At 72.3% G+C, this 25,225-nt stretch carries 17 protein-coding genes, 1 tRNA gene and 1 pseudogene; 1 reads left to right on the top strand and 18 read right to left on the bottom strand.

Annotated features, from left to right (window positions below; translation table 11 throughout):
- Window positions 1–50: 50 nt before the first annotated feature.
- The 11 genes from ACFY1U_RS14810 to bldG all read right to left on the bottom strand — a co-directional run bounded on the left by ACFY1U_RS14810 (window position 51) and on the right by bldG (window position 16,814).
- Window positions 51–127 (bottom strand) — tRNA-Thr (locus ACFY1U_RS14810).
- A 107-nt stretch (window positions 128–234) separates the two neighbouring features.
- A complete protein-coding gene (locus ACFY1U_RS14815) occupies window positions 235–1,818 on the bottom strand; it encodes an alpha/beta hydrolase (RefSeq protein ID WP_390694540.1) in 1,584 nt (527 codons plus the stop codon).
- A 106-nt stretch (window positions 1,819–1,924) separates the two neighbouring features.
- On the bottom strand, window positions 1,925–3,130 hold the full coding sequence (locus ACFY1U_RS14820; RefSeq protein WP_390694541.1) for a DNA polymerase III subunit delta': 1,206 nt from the start codon (window positions 3,128–3,130) through the stop codon (window positions 1,925–1,927).
- Between the two features lie 442 nt (window positions 3,131–3,572).
- Window positions 3,573–6,818 carry a dTMP kinase gene (gene tmk, locus ACFY1U_RS14825; protein WP_390694542.1) on the bottom strand — a complete coding sequence of 1,082 codons (3,246 nt, stop codon included), beginning with the start codon at window positions 6,816–6,818 and terminating at the stop codon, window positions 3,573–3,575.
- A 152-nt stretch (window positions 6,819–6,970) separates the two neighbouring features.
- A complete protein-coding gene (gene topA / locus ACFY1U_RS14830; protein ID WP_390694543.1) occupies window positions 6,971–9,808 on the bottom strand; it encodes a type I DNA topoisomerase in 2,838 nt (945 codons plus the stop codon).
- Between the two features lie 248 nt (window positions 9,809–10,056).
- Window positions 10,057–10,254, bottom strand: a complete 198-nt coding sequence (locus ACFY1U_RS14835) for a hypothetical protein (RefSeq protein ID WP_390694544.1) — start codon at window positions 10,252–10,254, stop codon at window positions 10,057–10,059.
- 395 nt (window positions 10,255–10,649) lie between these two features.
- Entirely contained in the window at window positions 10,650–12,203 is a 1,554-nt protein-coding gene (locus ACFY1U_RS14840; RefSeq protein WP_390694545.1) for a methyltransferase, read from the bottom strand.
- A 35-nt stretch (window positions 12,204–12,238) separates the two neighbouring features.
- Window positions 12,239–12,832, bottom strand: coding sequence for a small secreted protein (locus tag ACFY1U_RS14845; protein ID WP_390694546.1), 594 nt, complete (start codon window positions 12,830–12,832; stop codon window positions 12,239–12,241).
- Between the two features lie 388 nt (window positions 12,833–13,220).
- Window positions 13,221–15,626 (bottom strand): sodium-translocating pyrophosphatase, encoded by a 2,406-nt coding sequence (locus ACFY1U_RS14850; RefSeq protein ID WP_390694547.1) that lies wholly within the window; start codon window positions 15,624–15,626, stop codon window positions 13,221–13,223.
- Window positions 15,627–15,923: 297 nt separating this feature from the next.
- The gene (locus tag ACFY1U_RS14855) at window positions 15,924–16,355 is read right to left on the bottom strand and encodes an ATP-binding protein (RefSeq protein ID WP_390694548.1); all 432 of its coding nucleotides are present in this window, start codon (window positions 16,353–16,355) and stop codon (window positions 15,924–15,926) included.
- A 117-nt stretch (window positions 16,356–16,472) separates the two neighbouring features.
- Entirely contained in the window at window positions 16,473–16,814 is a 342-nt protein-coding gene (bldG, locus tag ACFY1U_RS14860) for an anti-sigma factor antagonist BldG (protein WP_003975386.1), read from the bottom strand.
- Window positions 16,815–16,975: 161 nt separating this feature from the next.
- Here bldG and ACFY1U_RS14865 point away from each other — a divergent pair, with 161 nt between their 5' ends.
- Window positions 16,976–19,438 (top strand): DEAD/DEAH box helicase, encoded by a 2,463-nt coding sequence (locus ACFY1U_RS14865; protein WP_390694549.1) that lies wholly within the window; start codon window positions 16,976–16,978, stop codon window positions 19,436–19,438.
- On the opposite strand, the pseudogene ACFY1U_RS14870 reads toward ACFY1U_RS14865, so the two are convergent.
- The 7 genes and pseudogenes from ACFY1U_RS14870 to ssd all read right to left on the bottom strand — a co-directional run.
- Window positions 19,335–19,781: pseudogene (locus tag ACFY1U_RS14870) on the bottom strand (Rv3654c family TadE-like protein); the annotation flags it as partial. The gene ACFY1U_RS14865 and the pseudogene ACFY1U_RS14870 sit on opposite strands and share 104 nt — an antisense overlap.
- A complete protein-coding gene (locus ACFY1U_RS14875; protein WP_390694550.1) occupies window positions 19,778–20,143 on the bottom strand; it encodes a TadE family type IV pilus minor pilin in 366 nt (121 codons plus the stop codon). The gene ACFY1U_RS14875 and the pseudogene ACFY1U_RS14870, both read right to left, overlap by 4 nt.
- Window positions 20,130–20,339 (bottom strand): DUF4244 domain-containing protein, encoded by a 210-nt coding sequence (locus ACFY1U_RS14880; RefSeq protein WP_390695201.1) that lies wholly within the window; start codon window positions 20,337–20,339, stop codon window positions 20,130–20,132. The genes ACFY1U_RS14875 and ACFY1U_RS14880 overlap by 14 nt, the downstream gene beginning before the upstream one ends.
- Window positions 20,340–20,415: 76 nt before the next feature.
- Window positions 20,416–21,207 (bottom strand): type II secretion system F family protein, encoded by a 792-nt coding sequence (locus ACFY1U_RS14885; protein WP_390694551.1) that lies wholly within the window; start codon window positions 21,205–21,207, stop codon window positions 20,416–20,418.
- The gene (locus ACFY1U_RS14890; protein ID WP_390694552.1) at window positions 21,204–22,064 is read right to left on the bottom strand and encodes a type II secretion system F family protein; all 861 of its coding nucleotides are present in this window, start codon (window positions 22,062–22,064) and stop codon (window positions 21,204–21,206) included. The genes ACFY1U_RS14885 and ACFY1U_RS14890 overlap by 4 nt, the downstream gene beginning before the upstream one ends.
- Window positions 22,057–23,244, bottom strand: a complete 1,188-nt coding sequence (locus tag ACFY1U_RS14895; RefSeq protein WP_390694553.1) for a TadA family conjugal transfer-associated ATPase — start codon at window positions 23,242–23,244, stop codon at window positions 22,057–22,059. The genes ACFY1U_RS14890 and ACFY1U_RS14895 overlap by 8 nt, the downstream gene beginning before the upstream one ends.
- 353 nt (window positions 23,245–23,597) lie before the next feature.
- Window positions 23,598–24,701: a septum site-determining protein Ssd gene (gene ssd / locus ACFY1U_RS14900; RefSeq protein WP_390694554.1), complete on the bottom strand. Its 1,104-nt coding sequence runs from the start codon at window positions 24,699–24,701 to the stop codon at window positions 23,598–23,600.
- Window positions 24,702–25,225 lie beyond the last annotated feature (524 nt).

The following is a 25,225-nucleotide window of genomic DNA, read 5'->3' on the forward strand; positions in this document are numbered from 1 at the left end:
TCAAGGAAACAAAGAAACCGCAGGTCAGAGGCCTGACTTGCGGTTCACCTTGGAGCCGCCTTCGGGATTCGAACCCGAGACCTACGCATTACGAGTGCGTTGCTCTGGCCATCTGAGCTAAGGCGGCGCGCCGTCCGCACTATGGTGCGATCAGCAACGTCGGTAAGTCTACACAGTTTCGAGGGGTGCTCCGTACCAGCCCCGGGCGGTGCCTCCGCGGGGCTGGTCGCAGGGCTATGAGCAGCGCTTTCCGTTGGCCGGAGGGGTGCCGCGGAGCAGGTAGGCGTCGACCGTGGAGTCGATGCAGGTGCTGCCGCGGCCGAAGGCGGTGTGTCCGTCGCCCTCGTAGGTGAGGAGGCGGGCCGAGGTGAGCTGGCGGGACAGGGACTGGGCCCAGCGGTACGGGGTCGCCGGATCACGGGTGGTGCCGACCACGACGATCGGGGCCGCACCCTTCGCCTTGATGCGGTGCGGAGCGCCGGTCGGCTGCACCGGCCAGTACGCGCAGTTCAGGGAGGCCCAGGCGAGGCCCCTGCCGAAGACCGGGGAGGCCTTCTCGAAGGAGGGGAGCGCCTTCTCCACCTGTTCGGGGCCGGCGAAGGCACCCGGGAGGTCCAGACAGTTCACGGCGGCGTTGGCGGACATCAGGTTCGTGTAGTGCCCGTCGGCGTTGCGCTCGTAGTAGCTGTCCGAGAGGACGAGCAGGCCCGCGCCGTCCTTCTCCTTCATCGCCGAGGTCAGCGCCTCGCGCAGCTGCGCCCACGTGCCCTGGTCGTACATCGCCGCGATCACGCCGGTGGTGGCCAGGGCCTCGCCGAGCTTGCGGCCGTCGGCATCGCCGGTGGGGATGGGGTGTGCGTCCAGTTCCTTGAAGAAGGCGCTGAGGTTGTCGCCGACCTGGGCGGGTGTGGTGCCCTTGCCGCCGAGCGGGCAGTCGGGCTGCTGCACGCAGTCCTTCGCGAAGGACTGGAACGCCGTCTCGAACCCCGCGGTCTGGTCCAGATTCAGTTCGCGGCTGCTCAGCGAGGGGTCCATCGCGCCGTCCAGCACCAGCCGGCCCACCCGCTCCGGGAAGAGTCCGGCGTATGTCGCCCCGAGGAACGTCCCGTACGAGGCCCCCACATACGTCAGCTTCGAGTCCCCCAGCGCCGCCCGCAGGATGTCCATGTCGCGGGCCGCCTCGACGGTGGAGACGTGCCGCAGCAGCTGGGCCGAGTGCTGCCCGCAGCTCTCCGCGAACTTCCGGTACGCGCGGACGAGTTCGTTGGTCTCATGGACGGAGTCGGGGGTGGTGTCCGTCTGTGTGTACGCGTCCATCTGCCGGCCGTCGAGGCATTCGACGGGCTCGCTGTGGCCGACGCCGCGCGGATCGACGGCGACCATGTCGTAGCGGGCGCGTACCTGGGCCGGGTAGGCGGCACCGGCGTACTGCTGCAGGTACCCGATCGCCGAGCCGCCCGGCCCGCCCGGGTTCACCAGCAGGGACCCGAGCGGTTTGCCCTTGCCGGTGGCCTTCTTGCGGGCGACGGCGAGCTGTACGTCCCCGGCGTCCGGCCTGGCGTAGTCGAGCGGTGCCTTCATCGTGGCGCATTCGAAGCCCGCGGGACCGCAGGTGTGCCAGCTCAGCTTCTGCCCGTAGTACGGCGAGAGAGCGGACGGTGTCGACCGCGGCAGCGCGGCCAGCACCGCATCCGCCGCATTGCCGCCGGTGCTCGCGGTGCCTCCGGTGGAGCAGGCGGAGACGAGCAGTGCGGCCGCGGCGAGGAGGGTGACTGCGGTTCTGGGACGGCAGGAACGGGAGCTGCGCCTGATGTACATCAGGCGAGGGTAACTCTGCGCAGCCGTTCAGATGCTGTCCGTGTGCGCCGTGGCTCGTATGAATTACCTCGCCAACCTCCCGTTGATCACCTGCCTTCGCGCGCCGTCAGCCCGCTCTGAGGGCCATCGTCATCGCCTCCACCGCCAGCAGCGGAGCAACATTGCGGTCGAGGGCCTCGCGGCAGGCGGCGATCGCCTCGATGCGGCGGAGGGTGGACTCGGGGGAGCCGGCGCGGGCGAGGCGCTCCAGGGTGTCCTCGGCGTCCGCGTTGGCGAGGGCCACTCGGGTGCCGAGCTGGAGGGCCAGGACGTCGCGGTAGAAGCCGGTGAGGTCGGTCAGGGCGAGGTCGAGGCTGTCGCGCTGCGTACGCGTCCTGCGCCGCTTCTGCTTGTCCTCCAGGTCCTTCATCACGCCCGCCGTGCCGCGCGGCATCCGGCCGCCCTGGGCCGCGCCCAGCGCTGCCTTCAGCTCCTCGGTCTCCTTGCCGTCCCGCTCCTCGGCGAGCTGTCTGGCGTCCTCGGCGGCCGCGTCGACGAGCTCCTGGGCGGCCTTGAGACAGCCGCCGACGTCCTCGACGCGCAGCGGGAGCTTCAGGACGGCGGCGCGGCGCTCGCGGGCTGCCGGGTCGGTGGCCAGGCGGCGGGCCCGGTCCACGTGCCCCTGCGTGGCGTGGGCCACCGCGGCGGCCACGGGCGGTTCGATGCCTTCCCGTCGTACGAGCATGTCGGCGACGGCGTCCACGGAAGGCGTGAGCAGGTTCAGATGCCGGCAGCGGGAACGGATCGTGGGCAGGACGTCCTCGATGGAGGGGGCGCACAGCAGCCAGACCGTGCGCGGGGCGGGCTCCTCCACGGCCTTCAGGACGGCGTTGGCGGACTTCTCGTTCAGCCGCTCGGCGTCCTCGACGAGGATGACCTGCCAGCGGCCGTTGGCCGGCGAGGTGAACGACTTGCGGACGGTGTCGCGCATGTCGTCGGCGAGGATCTGCGTGCCGACGGCGGCAACGGTGGTGACGTCCGCGTGCGTGCCGACGAGGGCGGTGTGGCAACCGTCGCAGAACCCGCAGCCCGGGGCTCCGCCGAGAGCGCGGTCGGGGCTGACGCACTGCAGGGCGGCGGCGAACGCCCGCGCCACCTGGGTCCGCCCGGCGCCCGGCGGCCCCGTGAACAGCCAGGCGTGCGTCATCTTCGACGCCTCGGGCGGCGGTGCCTCGGCAGCGGCCGCGGTGACCAGCGCATCGGCGTCCCGGGCGGCTGCGCCGAGCTGCTCGGCCACCTTCTCCTGGCCGACGAGGTCGTCCCAGACGGTCATGCGCTCACCCCGCCCTTTCGTCACGTTTCACGTTGCGGGATCCATTGTGCGGCCCGGCACTGACAACGACGGCCGAGCGCCCGGTGCCGCCCGGGCGGCTCCCGGGACGGCTTGCGCGAGGGAGCGGTTCTGCTGCTGCTCGTAGAGGGCGAAGCAGGTCCGGACGGGCCGGATCCCCGGCCGAACCTCCGAGCGCAGCGCAACGCGTCCGCAACCCGGCACGGCAACGAACCAGCCGGCCCCACACCACCGACCGCTCCGCCCGGACGGCGGCGCAACGGCGGGCAGCCCGACACCGCCCGCACCGAACCCGCGCCGACGCGCCCCCGGCGCCCGCTGCACCCCCGTACGGCAACCACCAGCCGACCCCGGCCGACCCACACCGGCGCCCAGCGAGGCGGACCCCACTCTCCCGCAGCCCGCCCGGCCACGGGCGCATCTCTCAGCCCCGCCGCCCCCGGCCGCGCCGCCCGCGGCCCGCGCCGTCGTCGTCCTGCTCGTCCTCGTGCGGGCCCAGCAGTTCGTCCGCCAGCGTCGGCAGGTCGTCCAGGGGTGTCTCCTCGGCCCAGTCGGAACGCGCCCGGCGCCGGGGCTCGCCCTCCGGGTCGATCTGGGGCAACTCCCGCGTACGGTCCTCGGCGCCGTCCGGCCGCGCGCCCCGGTGCTCGTCCCGGAAGAGCCCCGGCGGCACCCGATGCGCGGGGTCCTCGCCCGGCACGGGAGGCAGCAGGGCGGTTTCGTCCTCCGCGCCGGACGGCACCGGCGGCAGCACGGCCGTCTCGTCGGCCGCTCCCGGCACGACGGGCGGCAGCACGGCCGTCTCGTCGGCCGCTCCCGGCACGACGGGCGGCAGCACGGCCGTCTCGTCCGTCGCCCCCGTGGGAGCCGGCGGCTGCGGCAGCTTCGCCGTCACCTCGGACTCGGACTCGCCGCGAGGCTTCTCCTCCCGCACCGGCCGCAGCACCGCGGTCTCCTCCACCGGCCCGCCCGACGCGTTCGTCGGCGTCACGACCGGCGTCGGCACCGTCGACGCCTCCGGCGGCACCACGGGCGCCGCAGGCCGCCTGGGGCCCGCCTCCGCGGCGGCCGCGGCCTGCTCGGCGAGCCGCCTGGCCTCCTCGGCGCGCAGCAGCGCCTCCTCGGCCTTGCGCTGCTTCTCCAGACGACGTGCCTCGGCCTCGGCGTGCAGCCGGGCCTCTTCCTCGGCCTGCTTGCGCCGCCGCTCGTCCTCGGCCTTGCGGCGCGCCTCCTCCTCGGCGCGGGCCTTCTCCTCCGCGAGGAGCCGGGCCTGCTCCTCCTCGGCACGGCGGCGGGCTTCCTCGGCGCGCTGCCGTGCCTCCTCCGCCTGCCGCTCGGCCTCGCGGCGCTGCGCCTCCTCCAGCTCGCGCCGCTTGCGCTCCTCCTCCTCGGCGCGCAGCTTGGCGAGCTGTTCCTGGCGCTCGCGCTCCAGCCGCTCCTCCTCGGCCTTGCGGGCCGCCTCTTCCTCGGCCTTGCGGCGGGCCTCCTCCTCGGCCTTCTTCCGCGCCTCTTCCTGGGCCTTCACCTCGGCCTCGGACAACGGCAGCAGCTGGTCGAGCCGGTGCCGTACGACAGTGGTGACGGCCTCGGGCTCCTGGCCCGCGTCCACCACCAGGTACCGCCCGGGGTCGGCCGCGGCCAGCGTGAGGAAACCGGACCGCACGCGCGCGTGGAACTCGGCCGGCTCCGACTCCAGCCGGTCCGGCGCCTCCGTGAACCGCTCACGCGCGATGTCCGGCGAGACGTCGAGGAGCACGGTCAGATGCGGTACGAGTCCGTTCGTCGCCCAGCGGTTGATGCGGGCGATCTCAGTCGGCGACAGGTCACGGCCCGCACCCTGGTAGGCCACCGAGGAGTCGATGTAGCGGTCGGAGATGACCACCGCGCCCCGCTCCAGCGCGGGCCTGACCACGGTGTCCACGTGCTCCGCGCGGTCCGCCGCGTACAGCAGGGCCTCCGCCCGGTGGGACAGCCCCGCGCTCGACACGTCCAGCAGGATCGACCGCAGCCGCTTGCCCACCGGTGTCGCCCCCGGCTCGCGGGTCAGCACGACCTCGTGGCCCTTGCCGCGGATCCACTCGGCGAGGGCCTCGGCCTGCGTGGACTTGCCGGCCCCGTCGCCGCCCTCCAGGGCGATGAAGAAACCGGAGTCCGTGGGCGTCTGCTCCGGGTCGTCGCCGCCCAGCAGCGCGTCCCGCAGGTCGTGCCGCAGCGGCACGCCCGAGCGGTCGTCGACCTTGGCCAGCACCAGCGCGGCCACCGGCAGCAGCAGCGCCCCCACCAGCATCAGGGTGAACGCGGCGCCGCCGTGTGCGAACACGAACTTGCCGTTCTGCAGCCGGTGCGGCCCGATCCCCGCCGCGACCACGGGCGCGATCACGGCGCCGAGCGCCACGCACACGCGTACCACCGCGTGCAGGTGCTCCGTCGTACGCGACCGCCGGTAGTCCTCGGCCTCCTGGTCGAGCAGCGTGTGCCCGGTGTTGGCGGCCACGCCCGCGCCGATGCCGGCCAGCGCGACGATCAGCAGGACCGTGGTGACGTCCGGGACGAGCCCGGCGGCCAGCAGCGCGACGCCGGTGAAGGCGATCGCCAGCGCGAGCAGCCGGCGCCGCGACAGGGTCGGCAGCACGGAAGGCGCCGTACGGATGCCGACGACGACACCGCCCGTCAGCGCGAGCACCAGCAGCCCGTACATCACCGGGCCGCCGCCCAGGTCCTTGGCGTGCAGCACGCAGACGGCGACGGCCGCGGAGATCGCGCCCGCGACGGCGGCGGCCGAGAGCACCAGCAGCGGGATGGCGCCCGTGCGCCCCTTGTCCACGCCCGTGCCGGTCTTGGGTCGGCGCAGCCCCTCGAGCGGCGAACGCGCGCGCGGGGTGCGCGTGTCGGGCAGCTCCAGGAAGGTCACCACGGACAGCGACGCGGCGAACAGTCCGGCCGCCACATACGAGGCGAGGGCCGCCTGGTGCTGGTCGAACCAGTCGAGCCCGGTGCCGAGCAGATTGTTGAGCAGCCCCGCGACGACGAGCGCGGCAGCCGCCAGCGGGATCGCCACGAAACTCGTACGCAGCGACAGGCGCCGCAGAGCGTCCATGTGGTCCGGCAGCGGTCGTACCGTCGCGCCCTCCGGGGGCGGGGCCGGCAGCAGGGCGGGCGCCGCGCTCTCGCGGCACACCGTCCAAAAGCGCTCGGCGACTCCGGTGACGAAGGCCGTGACCAGCAGCGCGGCGAGCGCGTTGTCCGGCGTCCAGTCGATCCACAGGGGCGCGACGATCAGCGCGGCGACCCGGACGCCGTCGGCGCCGACCATGGTCCAGCGGCGGTCGAGGGGGCCCTCCTGAGAGGTGAGCGAGGTCAGCGGCCCCAGCAGAACGGCTCCGAAGAGCAGCGTCGCCAGGATGCGCACTCCGAAAACGGTCGCCACTGCGAACGCCACGCCCCGGTACCCACCGCCGAACGAGCCCTCGCCGATCGCCGCCTGGAGGGCGAGGAGCACCAGCACGAGGAGGGCGAGGGTGTCCCCGACTCCGCCCACGAGCTGTGCGCTCCACAGCCGCCGCAGCTGCGGTCGGCGCAGCAGGGCGCGGACGGCGCGCTCGCGGGAGTCCGCGACAAGGGCGTCGTCGGGGGCCGGGTGGTGGGCCGTTGGCTGCTCGGCTCGCGTCATGCTTTCAGCCTATCGGGACCGACTGACAGCCCGGGGCGCGCGTGCGGACGTGCGCACGCCCCGACACCAAAGCGATATCGGGGCGTTCGTTTTGCGAAGCGTCCGTGGGGCAAGGCGCCTCGGCTCAGTCGTCAGGACTCAGTCGTCCTGCCTCAGTCGTCCGACGCCGTCTTCGAAGCCGTCGCCTTCTTCGTGGCGGTCTTCTTGGCGGCGGTCGTCTTGGCAGCCGTCTTCTTCGCCGTCGTCGTCTTCTTCGCAGCCGTCTTCTTGGCGGCCGTCGCCTTCTTGGCCGGGGCCTTCTTCGCGGGCGCCTTCTTCGCCGTCTTCTTGGCGGGCCCCTTCGCCCGCTTCTCGGCGAGCAGTTCGAAACCGCGCTCAGGGGTGATCTCCTCGACGCTGTCGCCGGAGCGCAGGGTCGCGTTGGTCTCCCCGTCGGTGACGTACGGCCCGAAGCGGCCGTCCTTGACGACCACCGGCTTCTCGCTGACCGGGTCGGTGCCCAGCTCCTTCAGCGGCGGCTTGGCGGCCGCACGGCCACGCTGCTTGGGCTGCGAGTAGATCTGCAGCGCCTCTTCGAGCGTGATCGTGAAGAGCTGCTCCTCGGACTGCAGCGAACGCGAGTCCGTGCCCTTCTTCAGGTACGGCCCGTAGCGCCCGTTCTGCGCGGTGATCTCCTGGCCCTCGGCGTCGGCGCCGACGACTCGCGGCAGCGACATCAGCTTGAGCGCGTCCTCGAGCGTCACCGTGTCCAGCGACATCGACTTGAACAGCGAGGCCGTACGCGGCTTCACGGCGTTCTTGCCGGTCTTCGGCGTGCCCTCGGGGAGCACCTCGGTGACGTACGGGCCGTAGCGGCCGTCCCGGGCGATGATCTGGTGGCCCGTCTGCGGGTCGGCACCGAGCTCGAAGTCGCCGCTCGGCTTGGCGAGCAGTTCCTCCGCGAGCTCGACGTTCAGCTCGTCCGGCGCGAGGTCCTCGGGCACGTCCGCCCGCTGGTGGCCCTCGGCGTCCTTCTCGCCGCGCTCGATGTACGGGCCGTAGCGCCCGACGCGCAGCACGATGCCGTTGCCCACCGGGAACGACGACACCTCGCGCGCGTCGATCGCACCCAGGTCGGTCACCAGCTCCTTGAGACCGCCGAGGTGGTCCCCGTCGCCGTTGCCCGCCTCGGCCGCGCCGCCGCTCTCGGGGGTGCCCTCGCCGAAGTAGAACCTCTTCAGCCACGGCACGGACTGGGCCTCGCCGCGGGCGATGCGGTCGAGGTCGTCCTCCATCTTGGCCGTGAAGTCGTAGTCGACGAGTCGTCCGAAGTGCTTCTCCAGGAGGTTGACCACGGCGAAGGACAGGAAGGACGGGACGAGTGCCGTGCCCTTCTTGAACACGTACCCGCGGTCGAGGATCGTGCCGATGATCGACGCGTACGTCGACGGGCGGCCGATCTCGCGCTCTTCGAGCTCCTTGACCAGGCTGGCCTCGGTGTAGCGGGCCGGGGGCTTGGTGGCGTGCCCGTCGACCGTGATCTCCTCGGCGCTGAGCCGGTCGCCCTCGGCGACCTGCGGCAGCCGGCGCTCGCGGTCGTCCAGCTCGGCGTTCGGGTCGTCGGCACCCTCGACGTAGGCCTTCAGGAAGCCGTGGAAGGTGATCGTCTTGCCGGACGCGCTGAACTCGACGTCCCGGCCGTCGGCGGCCGTGCCACCGATCTTCACCGTGACGGAGTTGCCGGTCGCGTCCTTCATCTGGGAGGCGACGGTCCGCTTCCAGATCAGCTCGTAGAGCTTGAACTGGTCGCCCGTCAGGCCCGTCTCGGCGGGCGTGCGGAAACGATCACCCGAGGGCCGGATCGCCTCGTGCGCCTCCTGCGCGTTCTTGACCTTGCCGGCGTACGTCCGCGGGGCCGACGGCAGGTAGTCGGCGCCGTACAGCTGCGTGACCTGGGCGCGGGCGGCGGCCACGGCAGTGTCGCTCAGCGTCGTGGAGTCCGTACGCATGTAGGTGATGTAGCCGTTCTCGTACAGCTTCTGCGCGACCTGCATGGTGGCCTTCGCGCCGAAGCCGAGCTTGCGGCTCGCCTCCTGCTGCAGCGTCGTCGTACGGAACGGGGCGTACGGCGAGCGGCGGTACGGCTTGGACTCGACCGAGCGCACCGAGAACTGCGTGTTCTCCAGGGCGGCGGCGAGGGCGCGGGCGTTCGCCTCGTCGAGGTGGAGGGTGTTCGCGCTCTTGAGTTGTCCCAGGGAGTCGAAGTCGCGGCCCTGTGCGACTCGCCTGCCGTCGACGGTCTGCAGGCGGGCGACCAGCGACGACGGGTCCGACGGATCCCCCGCGCGGCCGGTCGCGAAGGTGCCCGTCAGGTCCCAGTACTCGGCAGAACGAAACGCGATGCGCTCGCGTTCCCGCTCCACCACAAGTCGTGTCGCGACGGACTGGACGCGGCCGGCCGACAGGCGCGGCATGACCTTCTTCCACAGGACCGGCGAGACCTCGTAGCCGTAGAGGCGGTCGAGGATGCGGCGGGTCTCCTGGGCGTCGACCATGCGCTTGTTGAGATCGCGCGGGTTGGCGACGGCCTCGCGGATCGCGTCCTTGGTGATCTCGTGGAACACCATGCGCTTGACCGGGACCTTGGGCTTGAGCACCTCCAGGAGGTGCCAGGCGATGGCCTCGCCCTCGCGGTCCTCATCCGTGGCGAGGAAGAGCTCGTCGGAGTCGGCCAGCAGGTCCTTGAGCTTCTTGACCTGGGCCCTCTTGTCAGCGTTTACCACATAGACGGGCTGGAAGTCGTGTTCGACGTCCACACCGAGGCGGCGGACCTCGCCGGTGTACTTCTCCGGCACCTCCGCGGCACCGTTGGGAAGGTCGCGGATGTGCCCGACGCTCGCCTCGACGATGTAGCCGGGGCCGAGGTAGCCCTTGATCGTCTTCGCCTTGGCAGGCGACTCGACGATGACGAGTCGGCGGCCGCCGTGTGCGGTCTCGCTGGTCGGGGACAACTTCGCTCTTCTCTCCGGTCGACGCTGGGCCTCCCCGGGGATTTCTCGGTCCCGAGGGCGGGTCATGGTGACGCTGCGGAGTGTGACGGTACATCCCGCCCCCGTGTCAAACGGGAAAAGCCCGCAACGGCCACTCGAACGGTAACCCGACTACCGCCATTCCTGCCGCCCGGAGTACCCACCGGCCATTTCGAGCCAGTCCGGAGGATCACCTCTCAATTAACCGAGCCGCAGCTCCGGGGCCGCTTTCATACCCGGGTCAGGCACCATGTTGCGAGGCCCAGCATGATCACCGAGGCAATGCTCGCGAGGGTCGCCGATGCGACGGGGTTCACACCGTGGGCGACCGGCTCGCGGTGCCGCACCCGGGCCACGGTCCATGTCAGCAGCGCCCCTCCGAACAGGGCGAACACCACTCCCGCGAAGATCGCCGGTCCGCTTTCCATGGCCTGCCGCGCCCCTTTTCTCCCGTTCGCGAGTGCCCCGCCCGGCGAGACTGACACGCGTGGGCGGCGCACAGGCGAACCCTGGGTGAACGCGGAGCCGACGGACGCGTGGGCTCACCCGGGACCGGGACCTCGCCCGGCTTTCACACGCGGCCCCAGTCGTCCGGTCCGCCACGCAGCCGCACCCGAAGCGCTGGGGCCCCGGTGCCAAGGTCGACTCGAATTAGTTGCTGCAGAGCGTGTCCCTGCTTGCTCCTGCTTGGTCCTGCACAACTCGTTCGCTTTGCCGATGATCTTCTCGCCGCTCAATTTGCCAGGGGGCGTGAACAGCCGCCGCGGCAGACCCGCAAATCCGTGCCCGCGTCCCGAAAACGACCCCCTTCGCCGCCCCGCTCCTACGCCGGCTCGAGGAATCCCTGCTCCACCAGCAGTCTGATCTGTGCCGGCGTACGGTCGCGCAGCAAGACCGGGTCCTCGCCGACCAGTTGGGCGATCGCGTCCAGAATGCGGCCGGCGCTCAGCGAGCCGTCACAGACGCCCGCGAAGCCCGCGCCGACCGTGTCCACCTTGGTGGCCCGGCGCATGCCCCGGTGCTGGCGCAGCACGACGTGCTCCGGGTCCTCGGCGCCGGGCAGCCCGACCTGCTCCTGGACGACCTCGGAGACGAGCTTGAAGTGCCCTTCCAGCAGCGCCGCGTCGTCGTGCGCGCGCAGATAGTCGAGACGGTCGAAATGCGCCCGTACCGTGTCGCCGAGAGGCTGCTCGACCGGGTGCGGCCACTCCTCGGCGGTGATCGAGGGCACGGCGGCCGTCGTCCTGCGCAGGGTGATCCAGCCGAACCCGACGGCCTTCACCTTGCGCGCCTCGAACTCGTCCAGCCAGGCGTCGTAGCGCGCCTGGTACTCGGCCGGGTCGCCCCGGTGGTCACCGGCGTCCCTGAGCCACAGCTCGGCGTACTGCGTGACGTCCTGGACCTCACGCTGCACGATCCACGCGTCGCAGCCGCGCGGCACCCACGACCTGATCCTGTCCTGCCAGTCCTCCCCCTCCACGTGCTGCCAGTTGGCGAGGAACTGCGCGAACCCGCCCTCGTTCAGCCGCTCCCCCGCCTGCTGAACGAGCGTGCGGCACAGATCGTCCCCGCCCATCCCGCCGTCCCGGTACGTCAGCCGTGCGCCGGGCGAGATCACGAAGGGAGGGTTCGACACGATCAGGTCGTACGTCTCGTCCTCGCGCACCGGCTCGAACAGCGAGCCCTCGCGCAGCTCGGCCGCCGGTGCGCCGGAGAGCGCCAGCGTGAGCGCGGTGATGTGCAGCGCGCGCGGGTTGAGATCGGTCGCCGTCACGCGCGTGGCGTGCTGGGCGGCGTGCAGCGCCTGGATGCCGGAACCGGTGCCGAGGTCGAGGGCGGCGGAGACGGGCGTACGGACGGTGATGCCCGCAAGGGTCGTGGACGCGCCGCCGACGCCGAGGACGACGCCCTCCTCACGGCTGCCGATCCCGCCCGCTCCACCGACCGCACAGCCGAGGTCGGACACGATGAACCAGTCCTCGCCGCCGGGCCCGCCGTACGGCCGTACGTCCACGGTCGCGGCCACGTCGTCCTCGGAGTCTCCGCCGACCCGCCGCAGCCAGCCGCTCTCCAGGCACTCCTCGACCGGCAGAACGTCGGCCACGCGCGCGTGCGGCACGGGTTGCTGCAGCAGGAACAGCCGTACGAGCACCTCCAGCGGCGTGTCCCCACGGGTCGCCCGGAGCGCGGGCACGGTCTCGCTGCGCGCCAGCGCCGCGTACGCGGGGGCGCCGAGCAGCTCCAGCAGCCCGTCAGCGGTGAAGGACGCCCCGAGCAGGGCGTCCCGCAGCCGGGCGGCGACGTCGGGACGGCCGGGAGCGGGGACAGCGGGCAGGGCGGGCAGGGCGGGCAGGCCTGAGGTACTCACGCCCCCCATTGTGGCGGGGCGGAGGGGTCGGCTGCAGCTTTGGTTCAGCTCGCCGCCGGCGAGGGGGCCGTGGATGCGCTCTTGCAGCTGGACTGCTTGGCCATCGACTTGCCGACGTCGCCCGCCTCGAGGGTCTTCAGGGCGTCGTTGCCGCTCGAGCTCAGCTTGTCCAGCGAGGTCGCGATGTCCTTGAGGCCGTCGGCGAACTTGGCCTGGTCCTTGACGTCGAGCCCGTCGACCTGCTTCTTCAGAGCCGCGTACGACGCGGCGATGTCGTCGAGTTCCTTGACGGCGTCCGTCTGCTTCTTCGCGCCGTTGTCGACATCGGGGGCCCCGGCCTTCTGGACCGCGTCGCCGATCGCCTTGTAGGCGTCCGACATGTCCTGGAAGGCCTGTGCATCGGTCTTGCGGACCGCATCCGGTGTGCTGTTGTCCGAGGTCTGCTTCTGGATCGCGGCGCTGGCGGCCCCGATCTTCTTGGCCTGCGGCTGCACCGCGTCGCAGACCTGCTTGGCCCAGGCATCCAGCTTGTCGTTGCCTTTGCTGCTGCTGGTGCATCCCGACAGCGCCAGTACCAGTACCGCACCGCCGGACAGTGCGGCCGCGAGCTTCTTGTTCACCGGATTGGTCCCTTCCATGGCTCTCGGCCCCGGAACATACACGCCGGGCGGGTGACAGCCGCATACCGAACGGCGACTATGACCCCTTTTGTGACTAATTACACGGGGCGAGAGAAGGCTCACGGTGAGGGTGCGGAAACAGGAGGCGGGGGGGGGGGGGGGGGGCCCCCCACCCACCCCCCCCCCCCCCCCCCCCCCCCCCCCCCCCCCCCCCCCCCCCCCCCCCCCCCCCCCCCCCCCCCCCCCCCCCCGCCACCCCCCCCCCCCCCCCACTCCCCATTTTTGTCACCACCCGCCGCGGGGGGGGGGGGGGGGGGGGGGGGCGCCCGCCCGCCCGGGGGGCGGCCCCCCCCCCCCCCCCCCCCCCCCCCCCCCCCGCCTCTTGAGCCGGACCTCGTGGGACCGCCTACGAAACCACCGCGGCGTCCGCCGACTTGGACACCCGTTCGGCGTCACCCTCGTCGCCCACGGCGATCCCGCGCCGCTTGGAGACGTAGACCGCCCCGACGATGACAAGCAGGGCGAGGACCGCGATCGCGATCCGTACCCCGAGGTTCTTGTCGTCGCCGTAGCTGAACTTGATCACCGCGGGCGCGATGAGCAGCGACACCAGGTTCATCACCTTCAGCAGGGGGTTGATCGCGGGACCCGCGGTGTCCTTGAAGGGGTCGCCGACCGTGTCGCCGATCACCGTGGCGGCATGGGCCTCGCTGCCCTTGCCACCGTGGTGGCCGTCCTCGACGAGCTTCTTGGCGTTGTCCCAGGCACCGCCGGAGTTGGCGAGGAACACCGCCATCAGCGTGCCCGTGCCGATCGCGCCGGCCAGGTACGAACCGAGAGCGCCGACACCCAGCGTAAACCCGATGGCGATGGGCGCCATGACCGCCAGCAGACCCGGCGTCGTCAGCTCCCTGAGGGCGTCCTTGGTGCAGATGTCGACGACCTTGCCGTACTCCGGTTTCTCCGTGAAGTCCATGATCCCGGGCTTCTCACGGAACTGCCGGCGCACCTCGTAGACCACGGAGCCCGCCGACCGCGACACCGCGTTGATCGCCAGCCCCGAGAAGAGGAAGACGACCGCCGCGCCCGCGATCAGGCCGACGAGGTTGTTCGGCTGCGAGATGTCCATCATCAGGCTCATCGGGGCGCCCGCTCCGGAGAGCTTCTCGCCGACGTCCTGCGCGCCGGTCGTGATCGCGTCACGGTACGACCCGAAGAGCGCCGACGCCGCGAGGACCGCGGTGGCGATGGCGATGCCCTTGGTGATGGCCTTGGTGGTGTTGCCGACCGCGTCCAGGTTGGTGAGCACCTGAGCGCCGGCGCCCGTGACGTCGCCGGACATCTCGGCGATGCCCTGCGCGTTGTCGGAGACCGGGCCGAAGGTGTCCATTGCGACGATCACGCCGACCGTGGTGAGCAGGCCGGTGCCGGCCAGCGCCACGGCGAACAGCGCAAGCATGATCGACGTGCCGCCGAGCAGGAAGGCCCCGTAGACGCCGAGGCCGATCAGCAGGGCGGTGTAGACGGCCGATTCCAGACCCACCGAGATACCGGCGAGGACGACGGTGGCCGGGCCGGTCAGCGAGGTCTTGCCGATGTCCATGACAGGGCGACGGTTGGTCTCGGTGAAGTAGCCGGTCAGCTGCTGGATGACGGCCGCCAGCACGATGCCGATCGCGACCGCGACGACCGCGAGGATCCGCGGGTCGCCGTCCTTGGCCTTGATCGCGGCATCAGTGACGCCGTTGAGGTCCGAGTACTTGGACGGGAGATAGATGAAGACGGCCGCCGCCACCAGCACGAGCGAGATCGCCGCGGAGATGAAGAAGCCCCGGTTGATCGCGGTCATGCCACTGCGGTCGGCCCGGCGCGGGGCGACCGCGAAGATGCCGATCATGGCGGTGACGACACCGATCGCGGGCACGATCAGTGGGAAGGCCAGTCCGGAGTCGCCGAAGGCCACCTTGCCGAGGATCAGCGCGGCGACCAGGGTCACGGCGTACGACTCGAACAGGTCGGCGGCCATACCGGCGCAGTCGCCGACGTTGTCGCCCACGTTGTCGGCGATGGTCGCGGCATTGCGCGGGTCGTCCTCCGGAATGCCCTGCTCGACCTTGCCGACCAGGTCGGCGCCGACGTCGGCGGCCTTGGTGAAGATGCCGCCGCCGACACGCATGAACATGGCGATCAGGGCGGCCCCGAGGCCGAAGCCTTCGAGCACTTTCGGCGCGTCGGCCGCGTACACCAGCACCACGCAGGAGGCGCCCAGCAGACCGAGCCCCACTGTGAACATGCCGACGACGCCGCCCGTGCGGAAAGCGATCTTCATGGCTTTGTGCGAGACGGCGGTGAGATCCTTTTCCGGCTCACCTTCCGCCGGGGTCGCTTCCCGGGCCGCCGCGGCGACACGGACATTGCTGCGCACGGCGAGCCACATACCGATATAGCCGGTGGCTGCCGAGAACGCCGCGCCGATCAGAAAGAAGATCGATCGTCCGGCGCGCTGATTCCAGTCGTCCGCGGGCAGCAGCATGAGCAGGAAGAACACCACGACGGCGAATACACCGAGCGTGCGCAGCTGCCGGGCCAGATAGGCGTTCGCACCTTCCTGGACCGCTCCTGCGATCTCCTTCATGCTGTCGGTGCCCTCGCCCGCCGCCAGCACCTGGCGTACCAGGATGCCTGCGACCACGAGCGCGGCCAGCGCGACGACCCCGATGACCGTCACGATGATCCGGTTGTCGTCCGTCAGTACTGCGGCTGCGAGGGTCGTGGGGTGATCAAACTGATGAGGGGTAGAAAGCCCCGCCATTCGTCCTCCTTGACGCTTGGGCTGAGCTCAAGATGTGGACGGATTGTAGGTACCGCGACCTGATCAAAACAGTCCGCGGTAAACGGAATTGGCCTTCACATGCTCTTCAGCAAATGATCGACGTCAAGCCACAGAACCCGAAAGAGGTAATGCCCCAAAGGCATTGACGCCCGCATTGACGCTTGATCAAATTATCAGGTGATTGATCGTGAATTCCTTCACGAATTCCCGGGAACGGCCGGAAAAACACCCAGGGCCCTGCTCAGCAGGGCCCTGGGACGTCTTGCGAAGGGGAAGTCAGGTGAGCACCGCGGTGGGCGGTGTGGTCGGCCAGGTCATGCGGATCTGTCCGCCGTGCGCGCCGGCGGTCACCTCCACGTCGTCGACGAGGCCGCTGATGACCGCGAGGCCCATTTCGTCCTCCTCGGTCTCCACGTCCTCACCCACCGAGCCCGGCGCCCCGTCTCCGGGGGACGAGCGTGGTGCCTGGTCGCCGACCTCGATGGAGAACTGTTTCTCCTCCTCGACCAGCTGCACCTTCACCGGCGCCGTGATCCCGGCGCTCTGGTGCAGTCCGACGGCACGGCTGCAGGCCTCGCCGACGGCGAGTCTGACCTCGTCGAGGACGGCCTCGTCCACTCCGGCCCTGCGCGCCACCGCTGCCGCCACCAGTCGGGCGGTCCTGACGTGCTCGGGCAGCGCGCTGAAGCGGAGTTCAACGGTGGCCATGCATCCCCCTCGGAACTACGGGCGTGCTGTCGGGGGGCCGGGCTGGCGAAAGCCCGGACCCCCTCATTGAACTTCTTCCGCCTTGGAGCGGTCCTTTCCCGCTCCGTGAGGCGGTGGTCAGTCGGTGGCCGCCACCGCTTCCTCGACCGAGGTGTGGATCGGGAACACCTTGGTGAGGCCGGTGATGCGGAAGATCTTCAGAATGCGCTCCTGGTTGCAGACCAGGCGCAGCGAGCCCTCATGGGCACGCACCCGCTTCAGGCCGCCGACCAGCACGCCGAGCCCGGTGGAGTCGAGGAAGTCCACGCCCTCCATGTCGACGACGAGGTGGAAACTCCCGTCGTTCACCAGCTCGACCAGCTGCTCGCGCAGCTTGGGCGCGGTATATACGTCGATTTCTCCACCGACCTCGACGACCGTACGATCGCCGACGGTACGGGTCGACAGGGACAGGTCCACGGATCCTCCAGCACCTTGCTACTCGAGCGGTCGCCCCTCGGGACACCTCGGCAGAGCCCCCGGAACGGTTCGCCAGCCGCGATGGCATTCAATCACTTACGGCAGACGTGCACGACGCCTTGGTCCCATTGTCCGTCACGCCGGTGACACACTCGGTGCCGATGGCCAAGAATCACCGATCCGATCGATCCCCGACGGAGACCGTGTCCCAGCTCGCACCGGGCACGATCCTGGGCCGGCTCGCCTCCGGGCCGAGCCGGGCTTCGCGCATCACTCATACGGAGCACTTGCCCCCGCGCGAGGGTCGCCATGCCGTCTGGCCTGACCGGATTCGCCCGGAGGTCATCGCCGCGGTGCAGGCCTGCGGCATCGAGCACCCCTGGGCCCACCAGGCACGCGCCGCCGAGCACGCCCTGGACGGCGACTCGGTGGTCGTCGCCACCGGCACGGCGTCCGGCAAGTCCCTGGCGTACCTCGTCCCGGTGCTCTCGACGCTCCTGGACGGCTCCGAAGCCCCGAACGGCCGCGGGAGCACCGCCCTCTACCTGGCTCCCACGAAGGCTCTTGCGGCGGACCAGTGCCGATCCGTGAAGGAACTTTCACAACCTCTGGGAAATGCCGTACGTCCTGCGGTGTACGACGGGGACACGCCGTTCGAGGAACGCGAATGGGTCCGGCAGTACGCCAACTACGTCCTGACCAACCCGGACATGCTGCACCGCGGCATCCTGCCGTCCCACCCCCGCTGGTCCTCCTTCCTGAAGTCGCTGAAGTACGTGGTCATCGACGAGGTCCACACCTACCGCGGTGTCTTCGGCTCGCACGTCGCCCAGGTGCTGCGCCGCCTGCGCCGCCTGTGCGCCCGCTACGGCGCCTCCCCGGTCTTCCTGCTGGCCTCCGCGACCGCCGCGGAGCCCTCGGTCGCCGCCCGCCGTCTGACGGGCCTCCCGGTGGTCGAGGTGGCCGACGACGCCTCACCGCGCGGTGAACTGGTGTTCGCCCTCTGGGAGCCCCCGCTCACCGAGATGCAGGGCGAGAAGGGTGCACCCGTCCGCCGTACCGCCACCGCCGAGACGGCCGACCTGCTGACCGACCTCGCCGTGCAGGGGGTCCGGTCGGTCGCCTTCGTTCGGTCCCGGCGCGGCGCCGAGCTGATCTCGGTGATCGCCCAGGAACGTCTCGCCGAGGTAGACCGCTCCCTCGCCCGGCGTGTCGCGGCGTACCGCGGCGGCTATCTCCCCGAGGAGCGCCGCGCCCTGGAACAGGCCCTGCACTCCGGCGAACTCCTCGGCCTGGCCGCGACCACCGCCCTCGAACTCGGCATCGACGTCTCGGGGCTGGACGCCGTGGTCATCGCCGGATACCCGGGCACGCGCGCGTCCCTGTGGCAGCAGGCGGGCCGCGCCGGACGCTCCGGGCAGGGCGCCCTGGCCGTCCTCGTCGCCCGCGACGACCCGCTGGACACCTTCCTCGTCCACCACCCCGAGGCCCTGTTCGAGCAGCCCGTGGAGTCCACGGTCCTCGACCCCGACAACCCCTACGTCCTGGCCCCGCACCTGTGCGCGGCCGCCGCGGAACTGCCGCTGACCGACGAGGACTTCGCACTCTTCGGCCCCGCCTGCGAGGAGCTGCTGCCGCAGCTGGAGGCCGCGAAGCTGCTCCGTCGCCGTACGAAGGCCTGGCACTGGACGCGCCGGGAACGGGCCGCCGACCTCACCGACATCCGCGGCGAGGGCGGCCGGCCGGTCCAGGTCGTCGAGTCCGGCACGGGCCGCCTGCTCGGCACGGTCGACGCGGGCGCCGCCCACACGACCGTCCACGAGGGCGCGGTCCACCTCCACCAGGGCCGTACGTATCTCGTGCGCTCCCTGGACCTGGAGGACTCGGTGGCCCTGGTCACGGAGGCGAGCCCCTCGTATTCGACCGTCGCCCGCGACACGACGTCCATCAGCGTCCTGGAGACGGACACCGAGATCCCCTGGGGCGACGGGCGCCTGTGCTACGGCTCCGTCGAGGTCACCAACCAAGTGGTCTCCTTCCTGCGTCGTCGGCTCATCACCGGGGAAGTGCTCGGCGAGACGAAACTCGACCTCCCTCCTCGTACGCTGCGCACACGCGCGGTGTGGTGGACGGTCACCGAGGACCAGCTGGACGAGGCCCGGATCGCCCCGGAGATCCTCGGCGGCGCCCTGCACGCCGCCGAGCACGCGTCGATCGGCATGCTGCCCCTCTTCGCGACCTGCGACCGGTGGGACATCGGCGGGGTCTCCATCCCGCTGCACCCCGACACCCTCCTCCCCACGGTCTTCGTCTACGACGGCCACCCGGGCGGCGCGGGCTTCGCAGAGCGCGCCTTCCACACCGCCCGCGCCTGGCTCACCGCCACCCGCCAGGCCATCGCGTCCTGCGAGTGCGAGGCGGGCTGCCCGTCCTGCATCCAGTCCCCCAAGTGCGGCAACGGCAACGATCCGCTGCACAAGAGGGGGGCTGTGCGGCTGCTCACGGTGCTGTTGCGGGGGGCGCCGGAGGAGAAGGCCGGGGAAGACCCGGTGGCGGGGGCGCCGGAGGAGAAGGCCGAGGCAGAGCCTGGTCCGGGAGCACCGCAGGTCCCGCCCGTGCCCTGACCTCCGCCACGAACGGCCCCCGTCCCGACGCCGCCGTCACGTCCGAGACCTCGCCGACGATCACGCACCGCACCAGCCGGATGCCCTGCGCCCGCGCCACCCGGTCGGCCCGGGCGCAGGCCGCCGCGGTGCCGTCCGCCCAGTGGTCCGCCGCCGCGAGTGCCGCGAGGTCCGCACCGCCTGCCGCACGGTGCCGGACCGCGACGGCCTGTCCCAGGGCGAGCACGACCCCGAACACCACGCACAGCACCGTGATCGCACCGACGCTCCAGACGGTGGCGGAACCGCGGTCCCCGCCCCGGACGACGACGGCCCACCGGCGTGTGAAGAAGCCGCCGGTCACGGCCCCACCCCCACGGTCTCCTCCGCCGCGGCCACGGCCTCCTCCCGTACGTCGAAGGGCAGACCGCGCAGCAGCGGCGGTCTGGCCACCACGACCACGCGGACCTGGTCCCCCTCCCGGCCGACCGTGACCCTCGCGCCCCGCGGTGCCGCCTCACGGGCCACCTGGACGACCTTGTCGCCCGGGTCCTGGCGGGCCGCCGCACGCGCTCCGGTCCGGGCCGCGTCCACGCACTGGATCTGCGCGGCCACGACCAGCAGCGCCCACACCAGGGCCATCGCGAACATCACCAGCACGGGCAGCACCATGGCCGACTCCGCCGTCACGAACCCCCTGTCCCCGCCCCGCTCACATCTGCGCATCGAGCGCCCGCTTCACGATGTTTTGAAGCTCCGCGTCGACCTGCCCACTGGTCACCACCTTGTAGAGGACCACCGCGAACGCCACCGCCGCCACGATTCCCATCGCGTACTCCGAGGTGACCATCCCCGCGTCCCTGCGCGCCGCACGCGCCCTGCACACCAGGGCACGCAGCCGCGCCCGTACCACCTTGTACATCTCAACCCCCGTGAGGTTCAGTCCCGTTGACCATTCACTGCCCGATGCCGGCGCGTGCGCCGTCAGCCCCGTCGCGTCATCCACCACCCCCTCCCAGCACCCCACCCGCGAGCCCGATCACCACGGGCAGTACGCCGACCGTGATGAAGGCGGGCAGAAAGCACAGGCCCACCGGTGCGGTGACCATGACGGCCGCCCGCCGGGCGCGCGCCGTCGCGGCACGGGACCGGTCGGCGCGGACGTCCGCCGCGAGCCGTGCGACCGGTGTGGCGGCGGGGAGTCCGGACACGTCGGCCCGTTCCAGCAGCCGGGCGAGTGCTTCGGCGCCCGGCAGCGCGGCCAGCCGCCGCCAGGCCTCGGCCGGTTCGCCGCCGAGCCGCACCTCGGCCGCCCCCCGCGCCAACGCGTCGCCGACGGGGCCGACCAGGGCCTCGCCCACGGCCTGCGCCGCGACCACGGGCCCGGCACCGGCGGCGATGCACGCGGCCACCAGATCGGCCGAGAGCGGGAGTTGACGGGCAGCCAACGCCGGGTCGTACGCCTCCTCCGCGTCCCTCCCGGCATCCTGCCGGCCACGCCACCGCCACAGCCCGCCCGCTACGGCCAGCCCCACCACGACTCCGGCGGGACCGCCGACCACGACCCACCCGGCGCACACCACGCCCACCGCGGGCAGCCACCGCCGAGCCACCTCCCGTGCCTCGAAGCGCGGCCGGCTCTGCATCGCCTCGCCGTCGGCCACCAGCCCGGCCAGCCGCCTGCGCACTCTCCGCTCACGCCGTACGGTCTCCAGCCGGCGCAACAGCCATCCGAGGACGAGCAACATCCCCACGGCCGCCCCCAGCCTGTGGACGACTTCCGCGCTCACGCCGCCTCCGCCCGTCGCACGATCCCCATCGCCCACCACATCCCGAGGCCCTCCAGCAGACCGCCGACCAGCAGGCAGCCCAGCCCGGCCCCGGTGTGCAGCAGTACGTGCAGGGGGTCGGCCCCGAGGGCGCTCCCCAGGGCGAGGCCGAGAGCGGGCAGCCCCGCGAGCATCACCGCCGTGGACTTCGCCCCTGCCAACTGGGCTCGCAGATCGGCGCGTTGGTCCCGCTCGGCGCGCAATGCCCCTTCGAGCCGGTCGAGTCCGGCGGCGAGGCCGGCGCCCTGGTCCACGGCCACCCGCCAGCACGCGGCGAGGCCCAGCAGCCCCTCCGCGCCCGGTTGCCGTGCCGCCGCCGTGAGCGCGTCCGGGACGTCGCCGCCGAACCGCGCCGCCGCCAGCACCGCCGCCTGCGAGTCCCCGAGCCCGCCGGAGTCCCGCGCGGCACGCGGCAGCGCATCTCCCGGCTGCCGCCCGGCCCGCACCTCCCCGGCAAGAGCCCCGCACAGCGCGATCACCGCGTCCCCACGGCGCTCCCGGGCCCGCCGGGCCTCCCCGGCCAGCCGCATGCGTCGCAGCAACGGCACCCCGGCCGCCCCCGCGACGACCGGCAGCACCGAGGCACCCAGCACCGCCAGCACCACCCCGACGGCGAGCGCCCACCACTCGGGCCGCAGCCGCCCTCGGATCCGCCGCAGCCCTCCGACGACCTCCCGCCAGGACGGCGGCCCGGTGCTCACCACCCCGCCGCCCGCGAGCAACAGCTGCGCCCGCCGCGCCCCGGAGTGCCACCCGCCCGTCAGCAGGGCCGCCGCGCCGACGCACAGCACGGCCGCCCCCATCGCCGTCTCACCCATGACGTCCCCCTTCGAAGAACTCGCCGAACTCGCCAGACTCGCCTTGGAGCAGCTCCCGCAGCCGCTCCCAGCCCCCCTCGTGCACGAACGCCTTCTCGCCCCACCGCAGCGCCGGCACCGTCCGCACGAGCCCCGACGGATCCCGCTCCAGGACGTGCACCTCGGCGATCCGCCGCCGCCCGGTCCGGTCCCGCACCAGATGCAGGACCACCGACAGCGCCGCCGCCAACTGGCTGTGCAGCGCGGCCCGGTCGAGCCCGGCCGCCGTACCGAGTGCCTCGAGCCGAGCCGGTACGCCGGCAGCGGCATTCGCGTGGACGGTGCCGCAGCCGCCCTCATGGCCGGTGTTCAACGCGGCCAGCAGATGCACCACTTCGGGCCCGCGCACCTCGCCCACCACCAGCCGGTCCGGCCGCATCCGCAGCGCCTGCCGCACCAGGTCCTGGAGCGTGACGAGGCCCGCGCCCTCCTGGTTGGCGGGTCTGGTCTCCAGCCGTACGACGTGCGGATGGTCCGGCCGCAGCTCCGCGGAGTCCTCGGCGAGCACGATCCGCTCACCACGCCCGACCAGCCCCAGCAGCGCGCTCAGCAGGGTCGTCTTGCCGCTGCCCGTCCCGCCGCTGACGAGGAAGGACAGCCGTGCCTCCAGCAGTGCCCGCAGCACGCGGTCACCGCCCGGCGGCACCGTGCCCGCCGCGACCAGCTCGTCGAGCGTGAACGCCCGGGGCCGTACGACGCGCAGCGACAGACAGGTGCAGCCGACGGCCACCGGCGGCAGCACCGCATGCAGCCGCGTCCCGTCGGGCAGCCGGGCATCGGCCCATGGCCGTGCGTCGTCGAGCCGCCGCCCGGCCACCGCGGCCAGGCGCTGCGCGAGACGTCGTACGGCGGCCGCGTCCGGAAAGGAGACCGACGTCAGCTCCAGTCCGCCGCCCCGGTCGACCCAGACCCGGTCCGGGGCCGACACCAGCACGTCGGTGACCGACGGATCGGCGAGCAGCGGTTCGAGTGGCCCGCTGCCGACGAGTTCGGACCGCAACTGCTCGGCCGCACCGAGGACTTCGGCATCCCCCAGGACCCGCCCCTGCTCCCGCAGGGCCTGCGCAACGCGCGCGGGTGTCGGCTCGGCCCCGCTCTCGACCAGCCACTGCCGTACGCCGTCCAGGAGACCGGAGGGCATCTCAGGAGCCACGGCCGCGGATACCGAATTGCCGCCCGCCCGCCATGGCCCCGCCGAGCCGGGGCGCGGCACATCACCCCGTCCCGGCACATCACCCAGCCGCCCAGCCGCCTCCGAAGACACACGCGACCCGGCCCACGACGGCACGCGCCGCCTCTCGCCGCCCAGCCGCCATGGCCCCGCCGGGCCAGGACCCGGCACCTCACCCGGCCGCCCAGCCGCCTCCGAAGACACGCGCAGCCCGGCCCGCGACGGCACCCGCCGCCTGTCGCCCGGCCGCCGCACTGCTCCGGCAGTCCCTCGCGCCGGATCGGCCCCCGAGCCGCTCGTCCCTTCGTCTCCCGCATACGTGCTCATGCGCTCCCCGCCTCCGTCAGTGCCCGCTCCCAGAACTCCTTGCAGAAGCGCGCGAGGGGTCCGCGGCCGTCGGCGGCCGGCGGTGTCCTGCCCTCCCCGGGGCGCAGCAGCCCCGATTCGACGGGCAGTTCGCCTGCCAGGGGCAGTCCGAGCAGCCGGGCCACCTCGCGGTCGTCCAGTCCGGGCGCGTACGGCCCTCGTACCGCGACCCGCAGATCGCGCAGGACCATGCCGACGGCGGACGCCACCCGCCCGGCCGCAGCGACGGCGCGCAGTTCGCCGGGGGTGACCAGGAGCCCGAGATCGAGCTGGGCGAGCGCCTCGGCGACGCCGTCGTCGAGGCGGCGCGGCAGGTCGACGACGACGGTGCCGCCCCGCCGCCTCGCCGCGGCCAGCACCGCCCGTACGGCCTGGGCCGGGACGGCGATGCGGTCGCCGCGGTCCCAGCTGAGCACCCGCAGGGAGTGGAGCTGGGGCAGCGACTCCTCCAGGGCGCCGCCGCCCACCCGGCCGCGGGAGGCGGCGAAGGCGGGCCAGCGCAGTCCCTCGGCGCTCTCGCCGCCGAGCAGTACGTCGAGTCCGCCGCCCAGCGGATCGGCGTCCACGAGCAGGGTGCGCAGCCCCTCGCGTGCGGAGGTGACGGCGAGAGCGCACGCGAGCGTGGACGCCCCGGCCCCGCCGCGGCCGCCGATGACTCCGACGGTGAGGGCCGGCCGGCCCACGCCCTCGGCCACATCGGCGATGCGGTCGACCAGCCACTGTTCGCCGTCCGGCAGCACCAGCACGTGGTCGGCGCCGATCTCGACGGCCCGGCGCCAGACCCCGGAGTCGTCCTGGTCGCGGCCTACCAGCACCACCCCTCGTCTGCGGGCGGCCCCGCGCAGCCGCCGCGCGGCGTCGTCGCCGACCAGGACGAGCGGTGCTGCCTCCCAGCCGCCCGGGCGCTCCGGCACCGAGTGGTGGACCTCGGGTGTCGCTCCTGCCGCGGCGCACAGGCGCAGCAGGTCGTCGAGGAGTTCGACGTCCTCCGTGACGATCAGTGGTCCCGCCTGCCGCCCCGAGGCGGCGGGCGGCGGTTCATGTGTGACGGCTCCGGCCACGGTCTGAGTCCCCCTTCGCTGCATCTCTCGCGCAGCCCCTGTGGCCCCGCGATTCCCAAACGTGTGAAGAACCGGCAACCGGTCTCCATATGAGCGGCCGATACGAACCGGCCAAACCCGCCCGACAAACCGGAACGGGTCTTGAACTCGGCGCGAGCCGGACGCGTTTGAATCACGGTGCAGCGATCCCGGAAATCCTGCGGATCATGGTCGATAACTGTGGACAAGCCGGTGGTTGTGAATAACGCCGTCACCCATACCGGTGACCGCTGTGCCCACCCGTGCGCGACTTCCGCAGCGCAGCCTCGCGGATACACACAGTGACGGATCATGGGCATGCCGAGGAGGCGGCCGCAGCCGCCTCATGACGGCCGTACAGCCGCGCCAGGGAAGTGAGCGGAGGGGAAAACCCGTCCGGACATGCGACGACCCCCACCGGGGGGGAGAGTGGGGGTCGTCTCCACGGCCGACTCGGGGGGGGAGGAGCCGGACCGGGTTAGCACGGTCGCGAACGATCCGTGACT

Origin of the sequence: Streptomyces sp. NPDC001351 (genome assembly GCF_042896045.1) — a bacterium.
Taxonomy (GTDB): Bacteria; Actinomycetota; Actinomycetes; order Streptomycetales; family Streptomycetaceae; genus Streptomyces.

What these genes read in the sequence shown, in the direction of transcription:
- ACFY1U_RS14865 (WP_390694549.1), top strand. Translation starts at nt 16,976, where the DNA reads ATGGCCAAGAATCACCGATCCGATCGATCCCCGACGGAGACCGTGTCC.
- tmk (WP_390694542.1), bottom strand. Translation starts at nt 6,818, where the DNA reads ATGACGCGAGCCGAGCAGCCAACGGCCCACCACCCGGCCCCCGACGAC.
- ACFY1U_RS14820 (WP_390694541.1), bottom strand. Translation starts at nt 3,130, where the DNA reads ATGACCGTCTGGGACGACCTCGTCGGCCAGGAGAAGGTGGCCGAGCAG.
- ACFY1U_RS14890 (WP_390694552.1), bottom strand. Translation starts at nt 22,064, where the DNA reads ATGGGTGAGACGGCGATGGGGGCGGCCGTGCTGTGCGTCGGCGCGGCG.
- ACFY1U_RS14840 (WP_390694545.1), bottom strand. Translation starts at nt 12,203, where the DNA reads ATGGGGGGCGTGAGTACCTCAGGCCTGCCCGCCCTGCCCGCCCTGCCC.
- ACFY1U_RS14880 (WP_390695201.1), bottom strand. Translation starts at nt 20,339, where the DNA reads ATGTACAAGGTGGTACGGGCGCGGCTGCGTGCCCTGGTGTGCAGGGCG.
- ACFY1U_RS14845 (WP_390694546.1), bottom strand. Translation starts at nt 12,832, where the DNA reads ATGGAAGGGACCAATCCGGTGAACAAGAAGCTCGCGGCCGCACTGTCC.
- ACFY1U_RS14850 (WP_390694547.1), bottom strand. Translation starts at nt 15,626, where the DNA reads ATGGCGGGGCTTTCTACCCCTCATCAGTTTGATCACCCCACGACCCTC.
- ACFY1U_RS14855 (WP_390694548.1), bottom strand. Translation starts at nt 16,355, where the DNA reads ATGGCCACCGTTGAACTCCGCTTCAGCGCGCTGCCCGAGCACGTCAGG.
- ACFY1U_RS14815 (WP_390694540.1), bottom strand. Translation starts at nt 1,818, where the DNA reads ATGTACATCAGGCGCAGCTCCCGTTCCTGCCGTCCCAGAACCGCAGTC.
- ACFY1U_RS14835 (WP_390694544.1), bottom strand. Translation starts at nt 10,254, where the DNA reads ATGGAAAGCGGACCGGCGATCTTCGCGGGAGTGGTGTTCGCCCTGTTC.
- ACFY1U_RS14895 (WP_390694553.1), bottom strand. Translation starts at nt 23,244, where the DNA reads ATGCCCTCCGGTCTCCTGGACGGCGTACGGCAGTGGCTGGTCGAGAGC.
- ACFY1U_RS14875 (WP_390694550.1), bottom strand. Translation starts at nt 20,143, where the DNA reads ATGCGCAGATGTGAGCGGGGCGGGGACAGGGGGTTCGTGACGGCGGAG.